The sequence below is a fragment of the Rhodobacter sp. P2_H5 genome (assembly GCF_056403335.1).
Genome location: NZ_JBFUFS010000036.1, coordinates 1 through 18,540 on the forward strand (window position 1 = coordinate 1; position 18,540 = coordinate 18,540).

Consider the following 18,540-nt stretch of genomic DNA (forward strand, 5'->3'; position numbering starts at 1 on the left):
GTGTCTGGGGGGGGCGGCAGCCCCCCCAGCCGGGTCCGCCGAGCGCCCCCCGGTTGACTCTCCCCCCCTGCCCGGGCATGTGGGAGGCCATCCCTTCCGGAGGCCCCATGCGCGTTCTGCCCCATGCCCGCATTCCCGAATTGCCCAATCCCTATTTTGGCAAGGTCCGCGATTGCTACGACCTGCCCGCCGATGCGGCGCATCCGGGGGGGCGGCGGATCCTGATTGCCTCGGACCGGATCTCGGCCTTCGACCGGATCCTCGCGGCCATCCCCTACAAGGGCCAGGTCCTGACCCAGATCGCGAAATTCTGGTTCGAGCGCACGGCCGACATCATGCCGAACCATGTAGTGGAATATCCCGATCCGAACGTGGTGATCGGGGAACGCCTGACGATCCTGCCGGTCGAGGTCGTGGTGCGCGGCTATCTCGCCGGGACCACCTCGACCTCGATCCTGACCCGCTACAAGGCCGGGCAGCGCGAGATGTATGGCCACAGCCTGCCCGATGGGCTGCGCGACAATGAGGTTCTGCCGGCGCCGATCATCACGCCGACCTCCAAGGCCTTCGACGGCGGCCATGACGAGCCCCTGACCGAGGCCGAAATCATCGCCCAGGGCCTGCTGACCCCGGCGCAATGGGATGAGGTTTCCGCAGCGGCCCTAGCGCTTTTCGCCCGCGGGCAGAAGATGGCGGCGGAGCGCGGGTTGATCCTCGTGGATACCAAGTACGAATTCGGCACCGACAGCACGGGCCGCATCCTGATCGCGGATGAGATCCACACCCCGGATTCCTCGCGCTACTGGATCGCCTCAGGCTATCAGGCGGCGTTCGAGGCCGGCGGGCGGCCGCCGAGCTTTGACAAGGACGTGATCCGCTCCTGGGTCGCCGCGCGCTGCGACCCTTACAAGGACGAGATCCCCGAGATCCCGGCCGAGATGATCGAGGCGACCTCCCAGGTCTATATCCAGGCCTATGAGGCGATCACCGGCCAGAGCTTCGTGCCCGATCTGTCGGGGGCAACGCCGCTTGACCGCATCCGCACGGCGCTGACACCCTATTTCGGTTAGATGGGCAAATTGCCCATCCTACCGGACGGACCTCGGCCCGTGGCGGGCGGAGTGTTTGCGCTAACGGGGCGATTTCCGCTATGGTCCCTGAAAACCTCGGGAGGGTGAAATGATTCTCAGCTGTGGCGAAGCCCTGATCGACATGCTGCCGCGCATCAGCACGGGCGGCGAGGCCTGCTTTGCGCCCTATGCCGGCGGGGCGGTCTTCAACACGGCCATCGCTCTGGGGCGGCTTGGCGCGCCTTCCGCCTTCTTCTCGGGCATCTCGACCGACATGCTGGGCGAGATCCTGGCCGATACGCTGGCGGCCTCCAAGGTTGACACCCGGTTCTGCGCCCGCTCGGGCCGACCCACGACGGTGGCCTTCGTCAAGCTGGTGAACGGCCAGGCGACCTATGCCTTCTATGACGAGGGCACGGCGGGCGTCATGCTGTCGCAGGACCAGCTGCCGACCCTTCCGGCCGAGGTGGACACGCTGTTCTTCGGGGGAATCTCTCTGGTCAATGACCCGGCGGCCTCGACCTACGAGGCGCTGCAGGCGCGCGAGGCACCCTCCCGCGTCACCATGATCGACCCCAACATCCGCCCCGGCTTCATCGCCGGCAAGGAAGCGCCCTACCGCGCCCGGATCGAACGGATGATCGCCCGCGCCGATATCGTCAAACTGTCGGATGAGGACCTGCACTGGCTGGCCGGCGCCGGCGATCTGACCGCGTTGGCGCGCGGGATCATCGCCAAGGGGCCGAAGGTGGTCTTCATCACCGAAGGCGCCGCCGGGGCCCGGGCAGTCACCGCGACCCAGGACCGGTTTGTCGCGGCGCAAAAGGTCACCGTCGCCGATACGGTCGGCGCGGGCGACACCTTCAACGCCGGCGCCCTCTGCGCCCTGCACGAGGCGGGCGCGCTGAGCAAGGCGCGGCTTGCCGCCCTGACCGATGCCGAACTGGATGCCGCACTCAGCCTCGGCACGCGCTCGGCCGGCATCACCGTCTCGCGGGCCGGGGCCAACCCGCCCTGGCGTCACGAGCTCTGATGCGGGCGCTGCTGCAACGGGTCAGCCGGGCTTCGGTCACGGTGGAGGGCGCGGTGGTGGGCCAGATCGGCCCGGGCCTCCTGATCCTGGTCTGCGCGATGCAGGGCGATACCCAGGCCGAGGCCGACAAGCTCGCCGCCAAGATCGCCAAGCTGCGCATCTTCAAGGACGAGGCCGGCAAGATGAACCTGTCGGTGCGTGACATCGGCGGGGCGGCGCTGGTGGTCAGCCAGTTCACCCTCGCCGCAGACCTGCGCGGCAACCGGCCCGGGTTTTCCTATGCCGCAGCCCCGGCCGAGGGTCAGATGCTCTACGATTACTTCGCCACCCGCATCGCAGTCGAGGGTATTCCGGTCGAAAAGGGCATCTTCGGCGCCGATATGGATGTCGCGCTGAACAACGACGGTCCGGTCACGATCTGGATGGACACGGCGAGCCTGTAAGGCCGCCGTGTTGATTTTTCGCAGAAAAATCGGGACCCGGTATCGAGACTAGTTGAAGGGGTTCGACGTGCCGCTGATCGCGGTGCCGCAGTCCAACAGCTTGCTGATCGACGAGGCCGAGCCTGCCAGCGAGTAATCCTTGACCGGCGTCCCGTCTTCCGAGCGCAGGTGCAGCATCGACCCCTTGGCGACCTCCAGCACGAAATTCACGCTTTTCTTGCCCTCCGGCAGGTCGAACAGCACCGAACTTCCGGTCAGGTTGGCGTCGGTCAGCGACCAGGGCGAGCGGCGGTCGATCTCGACCTCCAGATTGGCGGTGCCCTCGTCACCGAAATCCCAATCCTCGGAATAGAACTGTAGGCGGATCGCCTGGTCGGGGAAAATCCAGATCGAGAAGCTTTCACCGGGGTCGGAGACTTCGGCCAGGCAGGCATAGGTGTCATCGTCAAAGGTCACGCCTTCGACCTGCCAGCTTTTGTAGGAATAGAGCACATCCGTGCGGTCCGCCATCGCCGGCAAGGCCCCTGCACCGATCCCCAAAGCCACCAGAAAACCCAGCCCAAACTTCATCACAAATACCTCCACCCAATGTGATTTGACACAGATTTGAGCGAGCCGCGCGATTCCCGCAACTGAAAACGGCGGGGCGGGCTGTACAATCGTATAAGAATTTCCCGGCTGCAGCCTGCGGGCAAAACCTCAGGCCGACCACTCCCAAGGGATTGAGAAATCTCCCATAACCTTGGTGACGGCGCTCTCCTCGGCGGGCAGGCGGCCGCCGAGCCGGGCCAGAAGGCCGCGCTTGCGGTCCTCGACCACCTCGGCCACGCGGGCGGAAAGCCCGGCCTCGGCCAGGGTCGCATCGAAGACCCGGGTGATGGCCAGTTTGCGCAGCTCGGGCTTCAGCACCTTGCCCACGGCGGTCTTGGGCAGGGCGGGCAGGATCTCGACATATTTCGGGATGGCGGCGCGTTCGGTGATGCGGGCCTCGCAATGCGCGGCCAGATCCTCGGCGCTGACCAGGGCGCCCTTGACCAGTTCGACATAGACGCAAGGGATCTCGCCGGCATGGGCATCGGGCTGGCCGATCGCCCCGGCGAAGGCCACCGCCGGATGGGCCATCATCGCCTCTTCGATCAGGGCCGGGTCGATGTTGTGGCCGCCGCGGATGATCAGGTCCTTGGCGCGCCCGGTGATGAAGAGATAGCCCTCGGCGTCGATCCGGCCCAGATCGCCGGTGCGCAGATAGCGGTCATGGGCGAAAAGCCCGTCGTTGCGGGCGGCTTCGACATAGGTGCTGCCGGGGATGACGCCGGGGCTGTCGACGCAGATCTCGCCCACCTCGTCCACGCCGCAGGGCCGCGGGCCATTGGCGTCGTGGGTCAGGATGCGCACTTGCGTATAGGGAAACGGCAGCCCGACCGCGCCGATCTTCTTGACCCCCTCGGGCGGGTTGACCGCGACGAGGCAGGTGCATTCGGTGAGGCCGTAGCCCTCCAGCACCTGCACGCCGGTCGCTCTTTCGTAGCGGTTGAACAGTTCCACCGGCAGCGGGGCCGAGCCGGAGAAGGTGCCGCGCAGGGTGCCGATGCGCGCATTGACCGGACGCTGCATCAGCGCCGACAGCGCGGTGGGCACCGCGATCAGATAGGTCGCGCCATAGCGTTCCACAAGTTTCCAGAGGTTGTCGAAGACCCCCTCACCCCGGTAGCCCTGCGGCGTGGGAAACACCACATGCGCGCCCGAGGCCACCATCGACATCAGGACCGGATAGGCCGCCAGCACATGGAACAGGGGCAGCGGGCACATGACCACATCCGCCTCGCGGAACAGAAGCTTATGACCGAGCCAGCCGTTGTAGATCATCCCCGAGACGCGGTGCTGCGCCACCTTGGGCATGCCGGTGGTGCCGCCGGTGTGGAAATAGGCGGCGATCCGGTCATCGGGCGGGTCGGCGAAGGCGAGGGACTTGGGCTGACGCGCGAGGCCCTGGGCAAAGTCCATCACCCGCGCCTTGTGGCGCCGCGGGTTCTTCGGGCGGATCAGCTTCACGATCAGCGATTTGGGGAAGGGCAGATAGGAGGCAAGATCAACCTCCAGCACGGTCTGGACGCCCGGCGCCTCCTCCAGCGCCAGACCTACCTTCTGGGCGAGGTCGCTGCGGGGAAAGCTCTTCAGCGTGACCAGCACCTTGGCCTTGGTCTCGCGCAGGATGCCCGCGATCTGGGCCGGGTCGAGCAGGGGGTTGATCGGGCAGACGATCCCCGCCACGGCGCCGGCCAGCAGGGTCACCGCGGTTTCCAGCGCATTGGGCAGGATGAAGGCCACCACATCGCCGCGCCCGACGCCAAGCGTGCGGAACAGGTTGGCGGCCTGCGTGACCTGATCCAGCATCTGCCCCCAGGTCAGGGTCCGCGCCTTGTCCTGCGGGCCCGAGGTCAGCTGAAAGCTGATGGCAGCGCGGTCGCCGTGGGCGCGGGCGGTGCGCGACAGGAAGTCATGCATGGTGCGGCCCACGTCGCGGGCCTCCCAGGGCATCTCGGCCTCGATCGCGGCGATATCCTCGCGCGTGCGGAATGCGGCCATGGTTCCCCCCTTGTCACGCCCTTGTGTCAGGGCTTGACGCCAAGATGGGGCCAAAGTGCCGGTTTGCCAAGGACCGGATGCAGGTGCGGGTTGCGGGCGGAGAATTTTCCGCGATATTCCCCGGGGATGCGGCCGGAGAGATGCTGTGGATCTGACCCCGAGATGCGAAGACTGTGTGGCGCTGTGCTGCGTGATGCTGCCCTTTGACGCGGGTCCCGACTTTGGCTTCGACAAGCCGGGCGGCCTGCCCTGCCGGCACCTTGCGGGCCATGCCTGCGCCATCCATGCCAATCTGGCGGATCAGGGCTTTTCCGGCTGCGTGCGCTATGACTGCCTCGGCGCCGGGCAGCGGGTGACGCAGGAGGTGTTCTCCGGCAAAAGCTGGCGCAATCAGCCCGAACTTGCGCTGCCCATGGAGGCCGCTTTCCGCGCCATGCGCCGCCTGCACGAAGATCACGCGCTTCTGCTCAGCGCCGCCAAGCTGCCCCTGACGGCAGAGGAGGAGGCCCGGCGCCAGACCCTTCTGGCCGAAGTGGATGTCGAGGCGCGCCAGACCGAGGCGAGCCTTGCCGCCTATGAGGTCGGGCCCCTGCCCCGCCAGCTGCGCGGCTTTGTGGCCGACCTCAGGGCGCGGTTGAGGAGCCGTCGGTGAATTGCAGCCGGGCCAGGCGGGCGTAAAGCCCGTTCTGCGCCACCAATTCGTCATGGGTGCCCATGGCGACGATGCGGCCCTTGTCCAGGACGACAATCCGGCTGGCGCGTTTGACGGTGGCCAGACGGTGCGCCACGACCAGAACCGTGCGGCCCTCGGCCAGACGATCCACTGCCTGCTGCACCAGACGCTCGCTTTCGGCATCCAGCGCCGAGGTCGCCTCGTCGAGCAGCAGGATCGGCGCATCGCGCAGGATGGCGCGGGCGATGGCGATGCGTTGCTTTTGCCCGCCCGACAGCATCACGCCGCGCTCACCCAAGAAGGTGTCAAAGCCGCGCGGCAGGGCCATGATGAAATCATGAGCGGCGGCGGCTTTCGCGGCCTCTTCCACCTCGGCATCGGTGGCATCGGGGCGGCCAAAGCGGATATTGTCGCGGGCCGAGGCCGCGAAGATCACCGAATCCTGCGGCACGAGGGCGATTTCGCGGCGGAACGTGTCGCGCGCCAGATCGCGCAGATCGACGCCTTCCAGCGTGATCCGGCCCGAGACCGGGTCAAAGAAGCGCAGAAGCAGCTGGAAGACGGTGGATTTGCCCGCGCCGGAGGGGCCGACCAGCGCCACCGTCTCGCCCGGGGCGATGGTCAGGGTGAAACCCTTCAGCGCGGGCATGTCGGGGCGCGTCGGATAGGTGAAGCTGACATCCTCGAAGGCCAGCGCGCCATGCACCGGCTGCGGCAGGGTTTTGGGATGGGCGGGGTCCTGCACCGGGTCTTCGGCCTGCAACATCTCGACCAGACGTTCGGTGGCGCCGGCGGCGCGCTGCAATTCGCCCCAGATCTCGGACAGGGCACCCACGGCCCCCGCCACCATGACGGCGAGGATGACGAACTGCACCAATTCACCGGGCGTCATCGCCCCCGAGCGGACATCATGCGCGCCGATCCAGAGGACGCCGACCACCCCGGCAAAGACGAGGAACATGACCAGAAAGGTCATCACCGCGCGCAAGCCGATCCGGTTCAGCGCCGCGCCATAACTTTTCTCGGTGACATGGGCAAACTCGGCGCGGGTGGCGCCGACATGGGTGAAGGCCTGGACGATCTGCACCGCCGACAGGGCCTCCGACGCCTTGCCGGAGGATTGCGCGATCCAGTCCTGATTTTCCCGGCTCGACGCCCGCAGACGCCGGCCCAGCACCACGATCGGCACCACCACGGCGGGCACGATCAAGAGGACCATGAGCGTAAGCTTGGTCGAGGTCAGCATCAAAAGCACCATGCCGCCCAACAACATCAACACGTTGCGCAGGGCGACCGAGACCGAGGAGCCGATCACCGACTGGATCAGCGTGGTGTCGGTGGTGATGCGCGACAGGACCTCGCCCGTCATGATGCCTTCGAAATAGGCCGGGCTCATCGCCATCACGCGGTCGAACAGGGCGCGGCGGATGTCGGCCACGACCCGCTCGCCCAGCCTTGTGACGAAGTAATAGCGCACCCCGGTGCCCAGCGCCAAGACCGCCGCCACCGCGAGGGCCGCGCCGAAATACTGGTCCAGCATCGCGGCCCGTTCCATCCCGAAGCCGTCGATCACCCGGCGCACCGCCAAGGGCAGGATCAGGCTGACCGAGGCCGTGACGATCAGCGCCAGCCCCGCCACCAGGGCCATGCCCCGATAGGGCGCAAGAAAAGGCGCCAGCCCCGCCAAAGCCCCGACCTTGCGCGATTTTGCGCGGTCCTGCATGTCAAGCTGCGCCATGGAATGCTCCTCGTGATCGCGCAATCCTGTAAGCCGGGGACCGCCGACAGGCAAGCGCCGCGTCACCGATGCCGCCTTGCCCCCCTTCCGCCCGCGCGGCTTTCCTGATTAATTTGGCCCATGCAGTATTTCATCCTCCCCGACGGAACCCGCCTTGCCTATGCCGATCAGGGCGAAGGCACCGCTCTTTTGTGCCTGCCCGGCCTGACCCGCAACATGCGCGATTTCGGCTATGTCCTGCCGCATCTGGGCGGGCGGGTGATCCGGATGGATTACCGCGGACGGGGGCTCAGCTCCTGGACCGGGGCGGGCAGTTACAACGTGGTGCAAGAGGCGCAGGATGCGCTGGCCCTGATGGACCATCTGGGGGTGGACCGCTTCGCCGTGCTTGGCACCTCACGCGGGGGGCTGATCGGGCTGGTGCTGGCGCACCTGGCGCGCGACCGGCTTCTGGGCCTGTGTTTCAACGACATCGGCCCGGTGATCGAACGCGCCGGGCTGGAGCGGATTTCGGCCTATGTCGGGCGCAGCCCCTCGGCCCGCAGCCACGAGGCCTATGCCGCCGTGCTGGAACAGAACTCTCCGGGTTTTGTCGATGTGCCGGCGTCGCGCTGGCTGGAAGAGGCCCATATCCATACGAAAATGGGGATTTCCGGCTTGCAGATCACCTATGACCCGGCCTTGCGCGAAAGCTTCCTTGCGTCTTTGGCCGCACCTTCGGGCGATGCCTGGCAGCTGTTCGACCTTTGCGCGGGGATGCCGATGGCGGCGATAAGGGGCGAAAACTCGGACCTTCTGAGCGCGCAGACCCTGGCCGAGATGGGGCTGCGCCACCCTGGGCTGATCGCGGCCACGGTGCCCGACCGCGCCCATGTGCCCTTTCTCGATGAACCCGAGGCGCTTGAGGCCATCGCGCAGTTTCAGGAGGCTGTAGGATGAGCTCTGTCCCCGATATTGCGATGCCGGATATGGCCATGATCGAAGCGGCCGAGGCGCGGCTCGCCGGCCATGCCCGCCGGACGCCGCTTCTGAACGCGCCGCTGCTCGACCGTCTGGCCGGGCGGCGGATCTTTGTGAAGGCCGAGTGCCTGCAATGGACCGGCAGTTTCAAGTTCCGCGGCGCCTGGTCGGCCCTGACCGCGCTGAGCGAGGAGGCGCGCCGCAAGGGCGTGATCGCCTTCTCCTCGGGCAACCATGCGCAGGGCGTGGCCTATGCGGCCTCGCTTCTGGGGGCGCCCGCCGTGATCATCATGCCGGCGGATGCCCCGCAGGTGAAGATCGCCAACACGCGGGCCTACGGCGCCGAAGTGGTGCTTTACGACCGCGAGACCGAGGACCGCGAGGCGATCGGCCAGGCCCTGTCGCAGGCGCGCGGGCTGACGCTGATCCGCCCCTATGACGAACCCCTGGTCATCGCCGGTCAGGCCAGCGTCGGGCTGGAGATCGCAGCGCAAGCCGCCGAAGCCGGGATCACCCAGGCCGATGTGATCACCTGCTGCGGCGGCGGCGGCCTGACCGCCGGGATCGCCCTGGCGCTGGAGGCGCGCGCCCCCGGCTTGCGCGCCCGCCCCGCCGAGCCGGAGGGCTTCGACGACACCGCCCGCTCGCTCGCCTCGGGCCGGGTGGAGCGCAACGCCACGGCCAGCGGCTCGATCTGCGATGCGATCGTCACACCCGAGCCGGGCAAGATCACCTTCCCGATCCTGCAACGGCTCTGCGGCCCCGGCCTCGCCGTCAGCGATGACGAGGCCTTGCGGGCGATGGCCCTGGCCTTCACCCATCTGCGCATCGTGATCGAACCGGGGGGTGCCGTGGCGCTGGCCGCCGCCCTCTTCCGTCCCGATCTGCCCGAAACGGTGATCTGCACGGCCTCGGGCGGCAATGTGGAGGTGGAAACCTTCACCCGGGCGCTGGAACTGCTTGCCACCAAGTGGGAATATCCGACATTCTGGCCGTAGGAACCCCAGGGTTCACCCCCGAGCCATGAAGTTTTGCAACATGTTGGTCTTTCTGCCCGATATCCGCCTGCAGACCCGCGTCGAAGGCCCCGCTTCGGCGCCGCCTCTGGTCTTCTCCCATGCCCTGGGGACCAACATGTCGATCTGGGATGGCGTGCTGCAACACCTGCCCGAATACCGCACCCTGACCTATGACCAGCGCGGCCATGGAATGTCGGATGTGCCGCCGGCGCCCTATGCGATGGGAACGCTGGTGCGCGATGCCGAACGGCTGATGGATTACTTCGGGATGAAGGACGCGGTCTTCATCGGCGTCTCGCTCGGCGGCATGGTGGCGCAGGGGCTGGCGGTCAAGCGGCTCGATCTGGTGCGCGGGCTGGTCCTGTCCAACACCGCCGCCCGGATTGCAACGCCCGAGATCTGGGCCGCCCGCAGCGCGCAGATCCGGGACGAGGGGCTGGCGGCCTATGCCCCCTCTGCCCTGCAGCGCCAGCTTGGGCCGCGCTGGCAGGACAGCCCGCACCGCGCCTATCTGGAACGCGTCCTGACCGCGACCGACCCCGAAGGCTGGGCCGGCTGCGCCGCGGCGATCGGCGGCACCGATTTCTACACCACCACCGCCAGCCTGCGCCTGCCCGCCCTGGCCATCGCCGGCGCTAATGACGGCACCACCCCGCCCGACCTCGTCCGCGAAACCGCCGAGCTGATCCCCGGCCACCGCTTCGAACTGATGCGCGGTGTCGGCCATTTCCCGATGGTCGAAAAACCCGCCGAATACGCCGCCCTTCTGAAAGACTTCCTCATCAGCATCGGCCACTTCTGAACTCCCCCCCGCACCCCCCCCATTTGCGCTTTGCCCAAATACTCCGGGGGGAGGCCGCAGGCCGAGGGGCAGCGCCCCTTTTGCGACATCAAATGTCGCGCACCGCCAGAAATTCGCCGCGCCCTGCCCTAATCTGGCGCCAAAATCGGAGGATCGCGCATGAAGCTCAAGGATCTGGAAATCTTCGTCGTGGCCCCGCCAGCGCCGGGTTGGGGGGGCCGCTATTGGATCTTCACCAAGCTCACCACGGACAATGGCATCGTCGGCTACGGCGAATGCTATGCCTCCACCGTCGGCCCCAAGGCGATGATCGCGGTGATCGAGGATGTCTTCGCGCGCCACATGCTGGGCGAGAACCCGGAAAACCTCGAACTGATGTACCGCCGGGCCTATTCCTCGGGCTTCACGCAAAGGCCTGACCCCACGGTGATGGGCGCCTTTTCGGGGCTGGAGATCGCCTGCTGGGACATCCTCGGCAAGGCCCGCAATCGTCCGGTCTGGGCGCTGCTCGGCGGCAAGATGAACGAAAGGGTGCGCAGCTATACCTATCTTTACCCCGAGCCGGGCGAGGATGCGGCCGAGTTCTGGGTCAATCCCGACATGACCGCGCAGGCGGCGGCGCGGGCGGTGAAGCAGGGCTTCACGGCGGTCAAGTTCGACCCCGCCGGCCCCTACACGATCCGCGGCGGGCACGAGCCTGCGGGGTCCGACATCACGCGATCGGTCGCGTTCTGCAAGAAGATCCGCGAGGCTGTCGGCGACAAGGCCGACCTTCTGTTCGGCACCCATGGCCAGTTCTCCACCCCCGGCGCGATCCGGATGGGCCGCGCCTTGGAACCCTATGACCCCCTGTGGTACGAGGAGCCGATCCCGCCGGATAACCTCTTGGAATTTGCCGAAGTGGCGCGCCATGTCCGCATCCCGCTCGCCACCGGCGAACGGCTGACCACCAAGGCCGAGTTCGGCACCCTCTTGCGCGCCGGCGGCGTCAAGATCCTGCAACCGGCGCTGGGGCGTCTGGGCGGCATTCTGGAGGCCAAGAAGCTTTCGGCGATTGCCGAGATCTTCAACGCCCAGATCGCGCCGCATCTCTATGCCGGGCCGGTGGAATGGGCGGCCAATATCCATCTCGCGGCCTCGATCCCCAATATCCTGATGGCGGAAACCATCCAGACCGGTGGCGCCTTCCACCTTGCGCTGATCAAGCACACGCTGACATGGGAGGATGGCTATATCATCCCGCCGGAAGCGCCCGGTCTTGGCATCGAGTTTGACGAGGATCTGGCCCGCGCCCATCCCTTCACCGGCACGGGTCTGCATCTGCAGATGCAGGAGGCGGCTTGCGATTACCGCCATGGCAACCGTTTCGAAGGCGGGGCGCCGGCGCCTTCAAAGTGACCTTGCGGCGGCCCGGACAAGCGGGCACCTTGGCCAAAACAGGAGAAGCAAATGCAGAAAGTGGCACTCATCACCGCGGGCGGGTCCGGCATGGGGGCGGCGGCGGCGCGCAAGCTCGCCGCTGACGGCTATGGCGTGGCGATCCTGTCCTCCTCGGGCAAGGGCGAGGCTTTGGCGCTGGAATTGGGCGGCGTGGGGGTCACCGGGTCGAACCAGTCGGGCGAGGATGTCAAACGCGTGGTCGATGCCGCCATGGCGCGCTTCGGCCGGATCGACTTGCTGGTGAACTCTGCCGGCCACGGGCCGCGGGCGCCCTTGCTGGAGATTTCGGACGAGGATTGGCACAAGGGGATGGAGGTCTACCTGATGCCGGTCCTGCGCACGACGCGGCTGGTGGCCCCGATCATGGTGGCGCAGGGCGGCGGGGCGATCATCAACATCTCCACCGCCTGGGCGTTTGAACCTTCGGCGATGTTCCCGACTTCAGCGGTCTTCCGCGCCGGATTGGCGAGCTATACCAAGATCTTCGCCGATGACTACGCGCCGAAAAACGTGCGGATGAACAACATCCTGCCCGGCTGGATCGACAGCCTGCCCGCCACCGAAGCCCGCGCCAAGTCGGTGCCGATGGGGCGCTATGGCACGGCGGAAGAGATTGCAGCGACCGTGGCCTTCCTTGCCTCGGACGGGGCGGGTTATATCACCGGCCAGAACCTGCGGGTCGATGGCGGCATCACGCGGTCGGTCTGAGGCGATGTCCTACAAGCGCCCCATCGTTCCTGCCGATTTCACGCCCCCTGCCCGCTGGGACGGGCCGGGGTTTCACCTGCGCATGCTGACCATCCATGACGTGGTGAAGGATTTTGAAGCGGTGATGTCCACGCCGCATCTGCGCGGCTTGATGGACCCGGGCACCACCTGGCCCGACGGGCTGACGCTGGAGGGTAACCTGATCGACCTCGCCTGGCACCAGCGCGAGTTCTACCTGCGCCATTCCTTCGCCTATACGGTGATGAATGACGACGAAAGCCGGTGCCTGGGCTGTTGCTACCTCAACCCCTCGGACTGGGCGGGCTATGAGGTTTGCGCCTATTACTGGGGCCGCGATCTGGGCATCGAGGCGGAGATTGGCCCAGTCTTCCGCCGTCTGGTTGCCTGTTTTCCCTGGGAAAACGTGGCTTTCCCGGGCCGCGATCAGGACTGGCACCTGTTTGGTCGGGGCCGCTGAACGGCCTCGACGCTGCTGCCGCGGCCGTTCAGAAGTCGAACAATTCGCCCAGGAAACCCTCGCGCTTCTTGCGCTTACCATAGCGGTGGTCGTCGTCGCTGGAATAGCGGCGGTCGTCGTCATCGGACCGTCGCGGGGCGGCAGGTACCACCCGCGCGGCCTCGCCGCCGGCGCGCTCGAGGATCTTGTCCAGCTCGCCCCGGTCCAGCCAGACGCCGCGGCACTTCGGGCAATAGTCGATCTCGACTCCGCTGCGCTCGCTCATCACCAGATTTTCACCGTCAATCGGGCATTGCATCGCTCTCTCCTCTTTGTGATTGCCCAACCGAGATGGGGCCGGCGGAGTTTTGGACAAGACCCATTGCCGCAGCCCGGGGCAGTGCATAGGTTTTGTCGGCAATTCCATGCCGAAGGATCAGGCGATGACCACCCCTTACGTTCCCCCGAAAGTCTGGACCTGGGATCAGGCCAATGGCGGCCAGTTCGCCTCTATCAACCGTCCGATCGCGGGCGCCACGCATGACAAGGTGCTGCCGCGCGGGGCGCATCCGTTCCAGCTGTATTCGCTGGCGACGCCCAACGGCGTCAAGGTCACCATCATGTTCGAGGAACTGCTGGAGGCCGGTTTTGCCGCCGAATATGACGCCTGGCTGATCTCGATCTCGGCCGGCGACCAGTTCGGCTCGGGCTTTGTCGAGGTCAACCCGAACTCGAAAATCCCGGCGTTGATGGATTATTCCGGGGCGGAGCCGGTGCGGATCTTTGAATCCGGCGCCATCCTGATGCATCTGGCCGAAAAGTTCGGCGCCTTCCTGCCCGCCTCGGGCCCGGCGCGGACCGAAGTCTTGAGCTGGCTCTTCTGGCAGATGGGCTCGGCGCCCTTCCTTGGCGGCGGTTTCGGGCACTTCTTCGCCTATGCCCCGGAAAAGATTGAATATGCGATCAACCGCTACGCGATGGAGGTCAAGCGCCAGCTTGACGTTCTGGACCGCCATCTGGCCAAGAACGAATATGTCGGCGGGGAATACTCGATTGCCGACATGGCGATTTTCCCCTGGTACGGCAACATGGTGCTGGGGTCGAGCTATGCCAATTCGGCCGAGTTCCTCGATGTCGGAATCTATACCAACGTCAAACGCTGGGCCGATGCGATTGCCGCGCGTCCGGCGGTCAAGCGGGGCCGGATGGTCAACAAGAACTGGGGCGATCCGTCGGGCCAGGTGCCCGAGCGCCACTCCGCCGCCGATTTCGAAGGCAAGGTCTGAGGGTTTTGAAGCCAAGCAAAGGGCGGCACCGCGGTGCCGCCCTTTGTCATGGGTGAGGGGCGGAAGGGCTCAGTCGTCCGAGCCGGAATGGCCGTGGTCATCGCCCGCGTCGTGGTCCGCGCCGTCGTCGCCGCCATGACCGCCGTGGTCGTCGCCAGCATCGTGGTCGGCACCATCATCGGCGCCGTGGCCACCGTGATCGTCGCCCACGTCATGGCCTGCGCCATCGTCGGCGCCGTGGCCGCCGTGGTCGTCGCCCACGTCATGGCCCGCGCCGTCGTCGGCGCCGTGGTGACGGCCCTTGCCATTGACGTCGGTCGGCTTGGCCTTGCCCGACTTGTGGTCGATGGCGAAGCTTTCGGTGACACCGGCCCGGGTGCCGGTCACGGTCCATGACCCGTGGGCATGGGTCACGGTCACATTCTCGTAGCCCGCCGCCGTATAGGCCTGGGCCAGCCGGGCGCCAAAGTTCTGGGCCTGTGCGGCGCCGCCAAGGCTGAGGGCGGTCAGGGTCACAAAAGCAAAGGTGGAAAGCAGTTTCATGGTTTTTACTCCGGTTCTGGTGAGGCCAGTCGTTCATCCCGGGATCAGAATCGCCGAAATGAGGGGTTCTGGGTACGGACCAAGGGCGGGGGCTTTGCGCTCAATGCGGGCCGGAACGCCGACCAAGGTCCGAAAATCACAGGTCGAAGTTGTCGGTCGTCAGATCCCAGACGCCGTTGACGACGATCTGCATGTCATCCACCACCGATCCGGCGAGGCGCACCTCGACCAGGGTGGTGTTGCCGACATGGGAATAGCGCACCTCGGCACCGCTACCGGTGAAGTCATCGGTGCCGAGGAAGACGAAAGCGTCATCCCCCCCGCCCTGCGCCGCATCAATCCGCGACAGATCGATCACATTGCTCGCCGGATCAAAGCCCTGGATCGTGTCAGCGCCGGTGTCGCTGGTGCTGTCGCTGACCGCCTTGAAGACGAAGGTGTCCACCCCGGTGCCGCTGCCCATCAGATCGCCGCCCGCGCCGCCGATCAGCGTATCGTTGCCAAGGCCGCCATAAAGCCGGTCCGCCCCGCCGCCGCCCGACAGAACGTTGTCACGCGTATCGCCCGACAGGGTGTCCGCAAAGGACGACCCGGTCAGGTTTTCGCAGCCCTTGATGCGCAGGGTTCCGGCATCGGCGAAAGTGAAGTTGCGGGTGGTCAGGTTGGCCACGACGCCATGCGGATCGGTCTGCGTCGCGAAGGACAGGGTGTTGCTGCCCAAGCCGCCATAGATGCGGTCGCTGCCCGCACTGACGTTGAACACGTCATCCCCCGAGCCGCCCCAGAGGTAGTCATCACCCTCGCCGCTTTGCAGCGTGTCGTCGCCCGAGCCGCCATTGATCCGGTTGCCGCCCTCGCCGCCATCGAGGAAATCGTCGCCGCCGCTGCCACGTAGGGTGTCGTCGCCCTTGTCGCCGACGATCTGGTTGGCCTGGGCCGAACCGATGCCGATCAGCCCGTGCGAGCCTGAGAGGAAAAGATTCTCGACCCCCGAACTCAAGCGGAAATCGACGGTTGAAAACACCCGGTCGACGCCCCCCGTGGTGTCGATGATCGACACATCCGAACGGTCGACCCGGTAGGTGTCATTGCCGCGGCCGCCGATCACATTGCCCATCACCTGACCGCCAGCCAGTACAAAGGCGTTCACCCCGTTGCCCAGGTTGATGTCGCCCATCACCAGCCCGCTGATCCGGACGTAATCGTTGTAGGAATTCAGGGTGATGTTGCCTTCGATCTTTCCCGAGTTGAAGATGTTGGAGGATTGCGTGGCGGTGACATTGCCCTCGATCAGGCCGGCGTTGCGCAGGGTCAGGCCGCCCGCCACCTGAATGGCCGATTGCAGCGCCGAGGCGTTGAGCAGGTTGCCGGTGTTGGTCAGGGTCAGCGTGCCGCCGCCCATCACATGGACCGTGGGGCCCATGCCCGCCGTGCTGAGTGTGCCGGTATTGGCGATGACGGCGGTGGAGGTCTGGTTCAGCGCCAGCGCAATCGCGGCCCCGGAGGACACGCCAAGCCCCTGCAGCGAGCCGTCATTGGCGATGTTGACCTGCGACCGGTCCTGCGCCGCCATCAGGCTGATGCCCTGGCCGCCGCTGATCATCCCGGCGTTGTGGACGGCGAAAAAGCCCTTGAACGTGCCCGAAACCGCCGCAAGATCGACCCCGCCGGTCACCACCGAGCCGCTGGCGGCAATCGTCACGCTGGTATTGGCCACGGCATTCAGCTGCAGCCCGCTCGCCGTGGCCGAGGCCATGGCGCCATAGGAAATCAGCGTCGCCGTGTCCGACAGGATCACCGCCGAACCCACCGGCGCCAGAATCGACCCGTCGGAGGCCATGAAGCCGAACTCGCCGGAATCGAGGATCTGCCCGGCCGACGTGTTGGTCGAGATGATGAAAGAGGACATGCGCGGCTCCGCAACCAGCTCCGCCCGGGCATGGGCGCCGTCCCAGAAGATCCCATGTCTTGGCTACCAAAAGGTTGCGATTTGCTGCGCTGCGGCCCACCAAATCTTGTGGATTTGCTTAAACCTCGGCCCTCAGTTGCCTTAAAAGCGGGGTTCACTTGTGTCAAACTCGGCGTGCATTTTGGTCAAACCCGCCCGGTTGGGCGCCGGCGCGCGGCGCGGATTTGACCAGCGCTGCGGGCTTGCCAAATCCGCGCCTGCGGTTCATCATTGCGGCAGGCAGGGACGATGGCGTCGTCCCGGGGGTGCGCCCCAAAGCTTGCGGGGCAAACCCGCTTTCGTCCTGTACGCCGGGACCTTTCGGGGTCCGGCGCGCCAGACCCCATCATGAGGTCTGAAATGACAGCCAACACGACCAACCGCCCGCAACAATACCGCCTGCACCAGGGCGACCGGATTCTGCCCTTCGCCCCCGAGGAATATGAAGACCGGCTGGAGGGCCTGCGCGACCTGATGGAGATCCAGGGCATCGATGCCTGCGTCTTCACCTCGATGCATTCCATCGCCTATTACTCGGGCTTCCTGTACTGCTCCTTCGGCCGCCCCTATGGCCTCGTTGTGACGCCAACCCAATCGGTGACGATCTCGGCCGGGATCGACGCGGGCCAGCCGTGGCGGCGCAGCCATGGCGACAACATCACCTATACCGACTGGGCGCGCGACAATTACTGGCGTGCGGTGGCTTCGGTCACCGGCGAGGGCCGGGTCATCGGCTGCGAGGCCGATCACCTGACGCTGGTGCAGAGCGAGAAGCTGAACCAGTTCCTGAAGCCCAAGCGTGGGGTCGATATCTCGAAAGGGGCGATGGAGCAGCGGATGATGAAATCCGCGGCCGAGATCGCGCTGATCCGCCAGGGGGCGGCGGTGGCCGATGTCGGCGGCTTTGCGATCCGCGAGGCGGTGAAGGCGGGGCTGCGCGAGATCGACATCGCGATGGCGGGGCGCGATGCGATGGAACTGGAGATTGCCAAGCGGTTTCCGGATGCCGAATATCGCGACACCTGGGTCTGGTTCCAGTCGGGCATCAACACGGATGGCGCGCATAACCCGGTGACCGCCCGCAAGCTGAAGCGCGGCGACATCCTAAGCCTCAACACCTTCCCGATGATCTCGGGCTATTACACCGCGCTGGAACGCACGATGTTCGTGGGCGAGGTCGATGCCGCCTCGCGCCGGATCTGGGAGATCAACGTGGCGGCGCATGAATATGGGATGAGCCTGCTGGTGCCGGGCGCCAAATGTTCGGAGGTGACCCAGAAGCTCAACACCTTCTTTGAAGAGCACCAGGTCCTGCAATACCGCAGCTTCGGCTTTGGCCATTCTTTCGGGGTGCTGTCGCATTACTATGGCCGCGAGGCCGGGCTGGAGCTGCGCGAGGATATCGACACGGTGCTGGAGCCGGGCATGGTGATCTCGATGGAGCCGATGCTGACGATTCCCGAGGGTCAGCCGGGTGCGGGCGGCTACCGCGAGCATGACATCCTGATCATCACCGAAGACGGCAACGAGGATATCACCAAATATCCCTATGGGCCGGAATTCAACATCGTAGGCTGAGCCCACGATTTTTCTGCGAAGGGTCTTGACTAGCATAGAGCCAGAAAACTGGCGCAATGCTATGAAAAGGCTTATGAATCGCTACGCAAAAAGTTCGAAACTTTCTGAAGCCCAATTTCGGGCCTTCATCAGGCTCGTCGCGGCCGATCTCACGGCCAGTCAGATCGCGCAGGTCAGCGGCCTCAACCGCAACACGGTGAACCGTTTTCTGAGCCTTCTGCGCCTGCGCATGTCCGATTGGTGCGAGGCGCAGAAG

Annotated in this window: 18 protein-coding genes and 1 pseudogene; 13 read left to right on the forward strand and 6 right to left on the reverse strand. The window is 65.9% G+C overall.

Going from position 1 to position 18,540, the window contains the following annotated elements; all coding sequences use genetic code 11:
* Positions 1–107: 107 nt before the first annotated feature.
* The 3 genes from AC1DVR_RS22990 (at position 108) to dtd (ending at position 2,546) form a co-directional block, all read left to right on the forward strand.
* On the forward strand, positions 108–1,070 hold the full coding sequence (locus AC1DVR_RS22990; RefSeq protein WP_478002957.1) for a phosphoribosylaminoimidazolesuccinocarboxamide synthase: 963 nt from the start codon (positions 108–110) through the stop codon (positions 1,068–1,070).
* Positions 1,071–1,179: 109 nt separating this feature from the next.
* Entirely contained in the window at positions 1,180–2,103 is a 924-nt protein-coding gene (locus AC1DVR_RS22995; protein ID WP_478002958.1) for a carbohydrate kinase family protein, read from the forward strand.
* On the forward strand, positions 2,103–2,546 hold the full coding sequence (gene dtd, locus AC1DVR_RS23000) for a D-aminoacyl-tRNA deacylase (protein ID WP_478002959.1): 444 nt from the start codon (positions 2,103–2,105) through the stop codon (positions 2,544–2,546). The genes AC1DVR_RS22995 and dtd overlap by 1 nt, the downstream gene beginning before the upstream one ends.
* A 48-nt stretch (positions 2,547–2,594) precedes the next feature.
* Here dtd and AC1DVR_RS23005 read toward each other — a convergent pair whose 3' ends face one another.
* Together AC1DVR_RS23005 and AC1DVR_RS23010 are read right to left on the reverse strand one after the other, a co-directional pair.
* The gene (locus tag AC1DVR_RS23005) at positions 2,595–3,116 is read right to left on the reverse strand and encodes a hypothetical protein (protein WP_478002960.1); all 522 of its coding nucleotides are present in this window, start codon (positions 3,114–3,116) and stop codon (positions 2,595–2,597) included.
* A 129-nt stretch (positions 3,117–3,245) separates the two neighbouring features.
* Positions 3,246–5,132, reverse strand: a complete 1,887-nt coding sequence (locus AC1DVR_RS23010) for an acyl-CoA synthetase (protein ID WP_478002961.1) — start codon at positions 5,130–5,132, stop codon at positions 3,246–3,248.
* 145 nt (positions 5,133–5,277) lie between these two features.
* On the opposite strand from AC1DVR_RS23010, the gene AC1DVR_RS23015 reads away from it, so the two are divergent.
* A complete protein-coding gene (locus AC1DVR_RS23015; RefSeq protein ID WP_478002962.1) occupies positions 5,278–5,784 on the forward strand; it encodes a hypothetical protein in 507 nt (168 codons plus the stop codon).
* On the opposite strand, the gene AC1DVR_RS23020 is transcribed toward AC1DVR_RS23015, so the two are convergent.
* The gene (locus AC1DVR_RS23020; RefSeq protein WP_478002963.1) at positions 5,756–7,543 is read right to left on the reverse strand and encodes an ABC transporter transmembrane domain-containing protein; all 1,788 of its coding nucleotides are present in this window, start codon (positions 7,541–7,543) and stop codon (positions 5,756–5,758) included. The genes AC1DVR_RS23015 and AC1DVR_RS23020 overlap by 29 nt on opposite strands.
* A gap of 120 nt (positions 7,544–7,663) precedes the next feature.
* Here AC1DVR_RS23020 and AC1DVR_RS23025 point away from each other — a divergent pair, with 120 nt between their 5' ends.
* The 6 genes from AC1DVR_RS23025 to AC1DVR_RS23050 all read left to right on the forward strand — a co-directional run bounded on the left by AC1DVR_RS23025 (position 7,664) and on the right by AC1DVR_RS23050 (position 12,950).
* On the forward strand, positions 7,664–8,482 hold the full coding sequence (locus AC1DVR_RS23025; protein ID WP_478002964.1) for an alpha/beta fold hydrolase: 819 nt from the start codon (positions 7,664–7,666) through the stop codon (positions 8,480–8,482).
* Positions 8,483–8,502: 20 nt separating this feature from the next.
* Positions 8,503–9,501 (forward strand): threonine ammonia-lyase, encoded by a 999-nt coding sequence (locus AC1DVR_RS23030; protein ID WP_478002974.1) that lies wholly within the window; start codon positions 8,503–8,505, stop codon positions 9,499–9,501.
* A gap of 40 nt (positions 9,502–9,541) precedes the next feature.
* The gene (locus AC1DVR_RS23035) at positions 9,542–10,324 is read left to right on the forward strand and encodes an alpha/beta fold hydrolase (RefSeq protein ID WP_478002965.1); all 783 of its coding nucleotides are present in this window, start codon (positions 9,542–9,544) and stop codon (positions 10,322–10,324) included.
* Positions 10,325–10,483: 159 nt separating this feature from the next.
* On the forward strand, positions 10,484–11,722 hold the full coding sequence (locus AC1DVR_RS23040) for a mandelate racemase/muconate lactonizing enzyme family protein (RefSeq protein WP_478002966.1): 1,239 nt from the start codon (positions 10,484–10,486) through the stop codon (positions 11,720–11,722).
* 51 nt (positions 11,723–11,773) lie between these two features.
* Entirely contained in the window at positions 11,774–12,472 is a 699-nt protein-coding gene (locus tag AC1DVR_RS23045) for an SDR family oxidoreductase (protein WP_478002967.1), read from the forward strand.
* 4 nt (positions 12,473–12,476) lie between these two features.
* Positions 12,477–12,950 (forward strand): hypothetical protein, encoded by a 474-nt coding sequence (locus AC1DVR_RS23050; protein WP_478002968.1) that lies wholly within the window; start codon positions 12,477–12,479, stop codon positions 12,948–12,950.
* 28 nt (positions 12,951–12,978) lie between these two features.
* On the opposite strand, the gene AC1DVR_RS23055 is transcribed toward AC1DVR_RS23050, so the two are convergent.
* A complete protein-coding gene (locus AC1DVR_RS23055; RefSeq protein ID WP_478002969.1) occupies positions 12,979–13,248 on the reverse strand; it encodes a TFIIB-type zinc ribbon-containing protein in 270 nt (89 codons plus the stop codon).
* 124 nt (positions 13,249–13,372) lie between these two features.
* Between AC1DVR_RS23055 and yghU the strand changes: the two genes are divergently transcribed.
* Entirely contained in the window at positions 13,373–14,215 is an 843-nt protein-coding gene (gene yghU / locus AC1DVR_RS23060) for a glutathione-dependent disulfide-bond oxidoreductase (protein WP_478002970.1), read from the forward strand.
* Between the two features lie 69 nt (positions 14,216–14,284).
* Here yghU and AC1DVR_RS23065 read toward each other — a convergent pair whose 3' ends face one another.
* Together AC1DVR_RS23065 and AC1DVR_RS23070 are read right to left on the reverse strand one after the other, a co-directional pair.
* Positions 14,285–14,758, reverse strand: coding sequence for a hypothetical protein (locus AC1DVR_RS23065; RefSeq protein WP_478002971.1), 474 nt, complete (start codon positions 14,756–14,758; stop codon positions 14,285–14,287).
* Between the two features lie 136 nt (positions 14,759–14,894).
* On the reverse strand, positions 14,895–16,667 hold the full coding sequence (locus AC1DVR_RS23070) for a calcium-binding protein (RefSeq protein WP_478002972.1): 1,773 nt from the start codon (positions 16,665–16,667) through the stop codon (positions 14,895–14,897).
* Positions 16,668–17,066: 399 nt separating this feature from the next.
* Here AC1DVR_RS23070 and AC1DVR_RS23075 point away from each other — a divergent pair, with 399 nt between their 5' ends.
* A complete protein-coding gene (locus AC1DVR_RS23075; protein WP_478002973.1) occupies positions 17,067–18,284 on the forward strand; it encodes a M24 family metallopeptidase in 1,218 nt (405 codons plus the stop codon).
* A 61-nt stretch (positions 18,285–18,345) separates the two neighbouring features.
* Positions 18,346–18,540, forward strand: a pseudogene (locus AC1DVR_RS23080) (IS1595-like element ISTne1 family transposase); the annotation flags it as partial.

What these genes read in the sequence shown, in the direction of transcription:
- AC1DVR_RS23075 (WP_478002973.1), top strand. Translation starts at nt 17,067, where the DNA reads ATGACAGCCAACACGACCAACCGCCCGCAACAATACCGCCTGCACCAG.
- AC1DVR_RS23040 (WP_478002966.1), top strand. Translation starts at nt 10,484, where the DNA reads ATGAAGCTCAAGGATCTGGAAATCTTCGTCGTGGCCCCGCCAGCGCCG.
- AC1DVR_RS23035 (WP_478002965.1), top strand. Translation starts at nt 9,542, where the DNA reads ATGTTGGTCTTTCTGCCCGATATCCGCCTGCAGACCCGCGTCGAAGGC.
- AC1DVR_RS23020 (WP_478002963.1), bottom strand. Translation starts at nt 7,543, where the DNA reads ATGGCGCAGCTTGACATGCAGGACCGCGCAAAATCGCGCAAGGTCGGG.
- AC1DVR_RS23045 (WP_478002967.1), top strand. Translation starts at nt 11,774, where the DNA reads ATGCAGAAAGTGGCACTCATCACCGCGGGCGGGTCCGGCATGGGGGCG.
- AC1DVR_RS22995 (WP_478002958.1), top strand. Translation starts at nt 1,180, where the DNA reads ATGATTCTCAGCTGTGGCGAAGCCCTGATCGACATGCTGCCGCGCATC.
- AC1DVR_RS23010 (WP_478002961.1), bottom strand. Translation starts at nt 5,132, where the DNA reads ATGGCCGCATTCCGCACGCGCGAGGATATCGCCGCGATCGAGGCCGAG.
- AC1DVR_RS23050 (WP_478002968.1), top strand. Translation starts at nt 12,477, where the DNA reads ATGTCCTACAAGCGCCCCATCGTTCCTGCCGATTTCACGCCCCCTGCC.
- dtd (WP_478002959.1), top strand. Translation starts at nt 2,103, where the DNA reads ATGCGGGCGCTGCTGCAACGGGTCAGCCGGGCTTCGGTCACGGTGGAG.
- AC1DVR_RS22990 (WP_478002957.1), top strand. Translation starts at nt 108, where the DNA reads ATGCGCGTTCTGCCCCATGCCCGCATTCCCGAATTGCCCAATCCCTAT.
- AC1DVR_RS23065 (WP_478002971.1), bottom strand. Translation starts at nt 14,758, where the DNA reads ATGAAACTGCTTTCCACCTTTGCTTTTGTGACCCTGACCGCCCTCAGC.
- AC1DVR_RS23025 (WP_478002964.1), top strand. Translation starts at nt 7,664, where the DNA reads ATGCAGTATTTCATCCTCCCCGACGGAACCCGCCTTGCCTATGCCGAT.
- yghU (WP_478002970.1), top strand. Translation starts at nt 13,373, where the DNA reads ATGACCACCCCTTACGTTCCCCCGAAAGTCTGGACCTGGGATCAGGCC.
- AC1DVR_RS23030 (WP_478002974.1), top strand. Translation starts at nt 8,503, where the DNA reads ATGCCGGATATGGCCATGATCGAAGCGGCCGAGGCGCGGCTCGCCGGC.
- AC1DVR_RS23005 (WP_478002960.1), bottom strand. Translation starts at nt 3,116, where the DNA reads ATGAAGTTTGGGCTGGGTTTTCTGGTGGCTTTGGGGATCGGTGCAGGG.
- AC1DVR_RS23055 (WP_478002969.1), bottom strand. Translation starts at nt 13,248, where the DNA reads ATGCAATGCCCGATTGACGGTGAAAATCTGGTGATGAGCGAGCGCAGC.
- AC1DVR_RS23070 (WP_478002972.1), bottom strand. Translation starts at nt 16,667, where the DNA reads ATGTCCTCTTTCATCATCTCGACCAACACGTCGGCCGGGCAGATCCTC.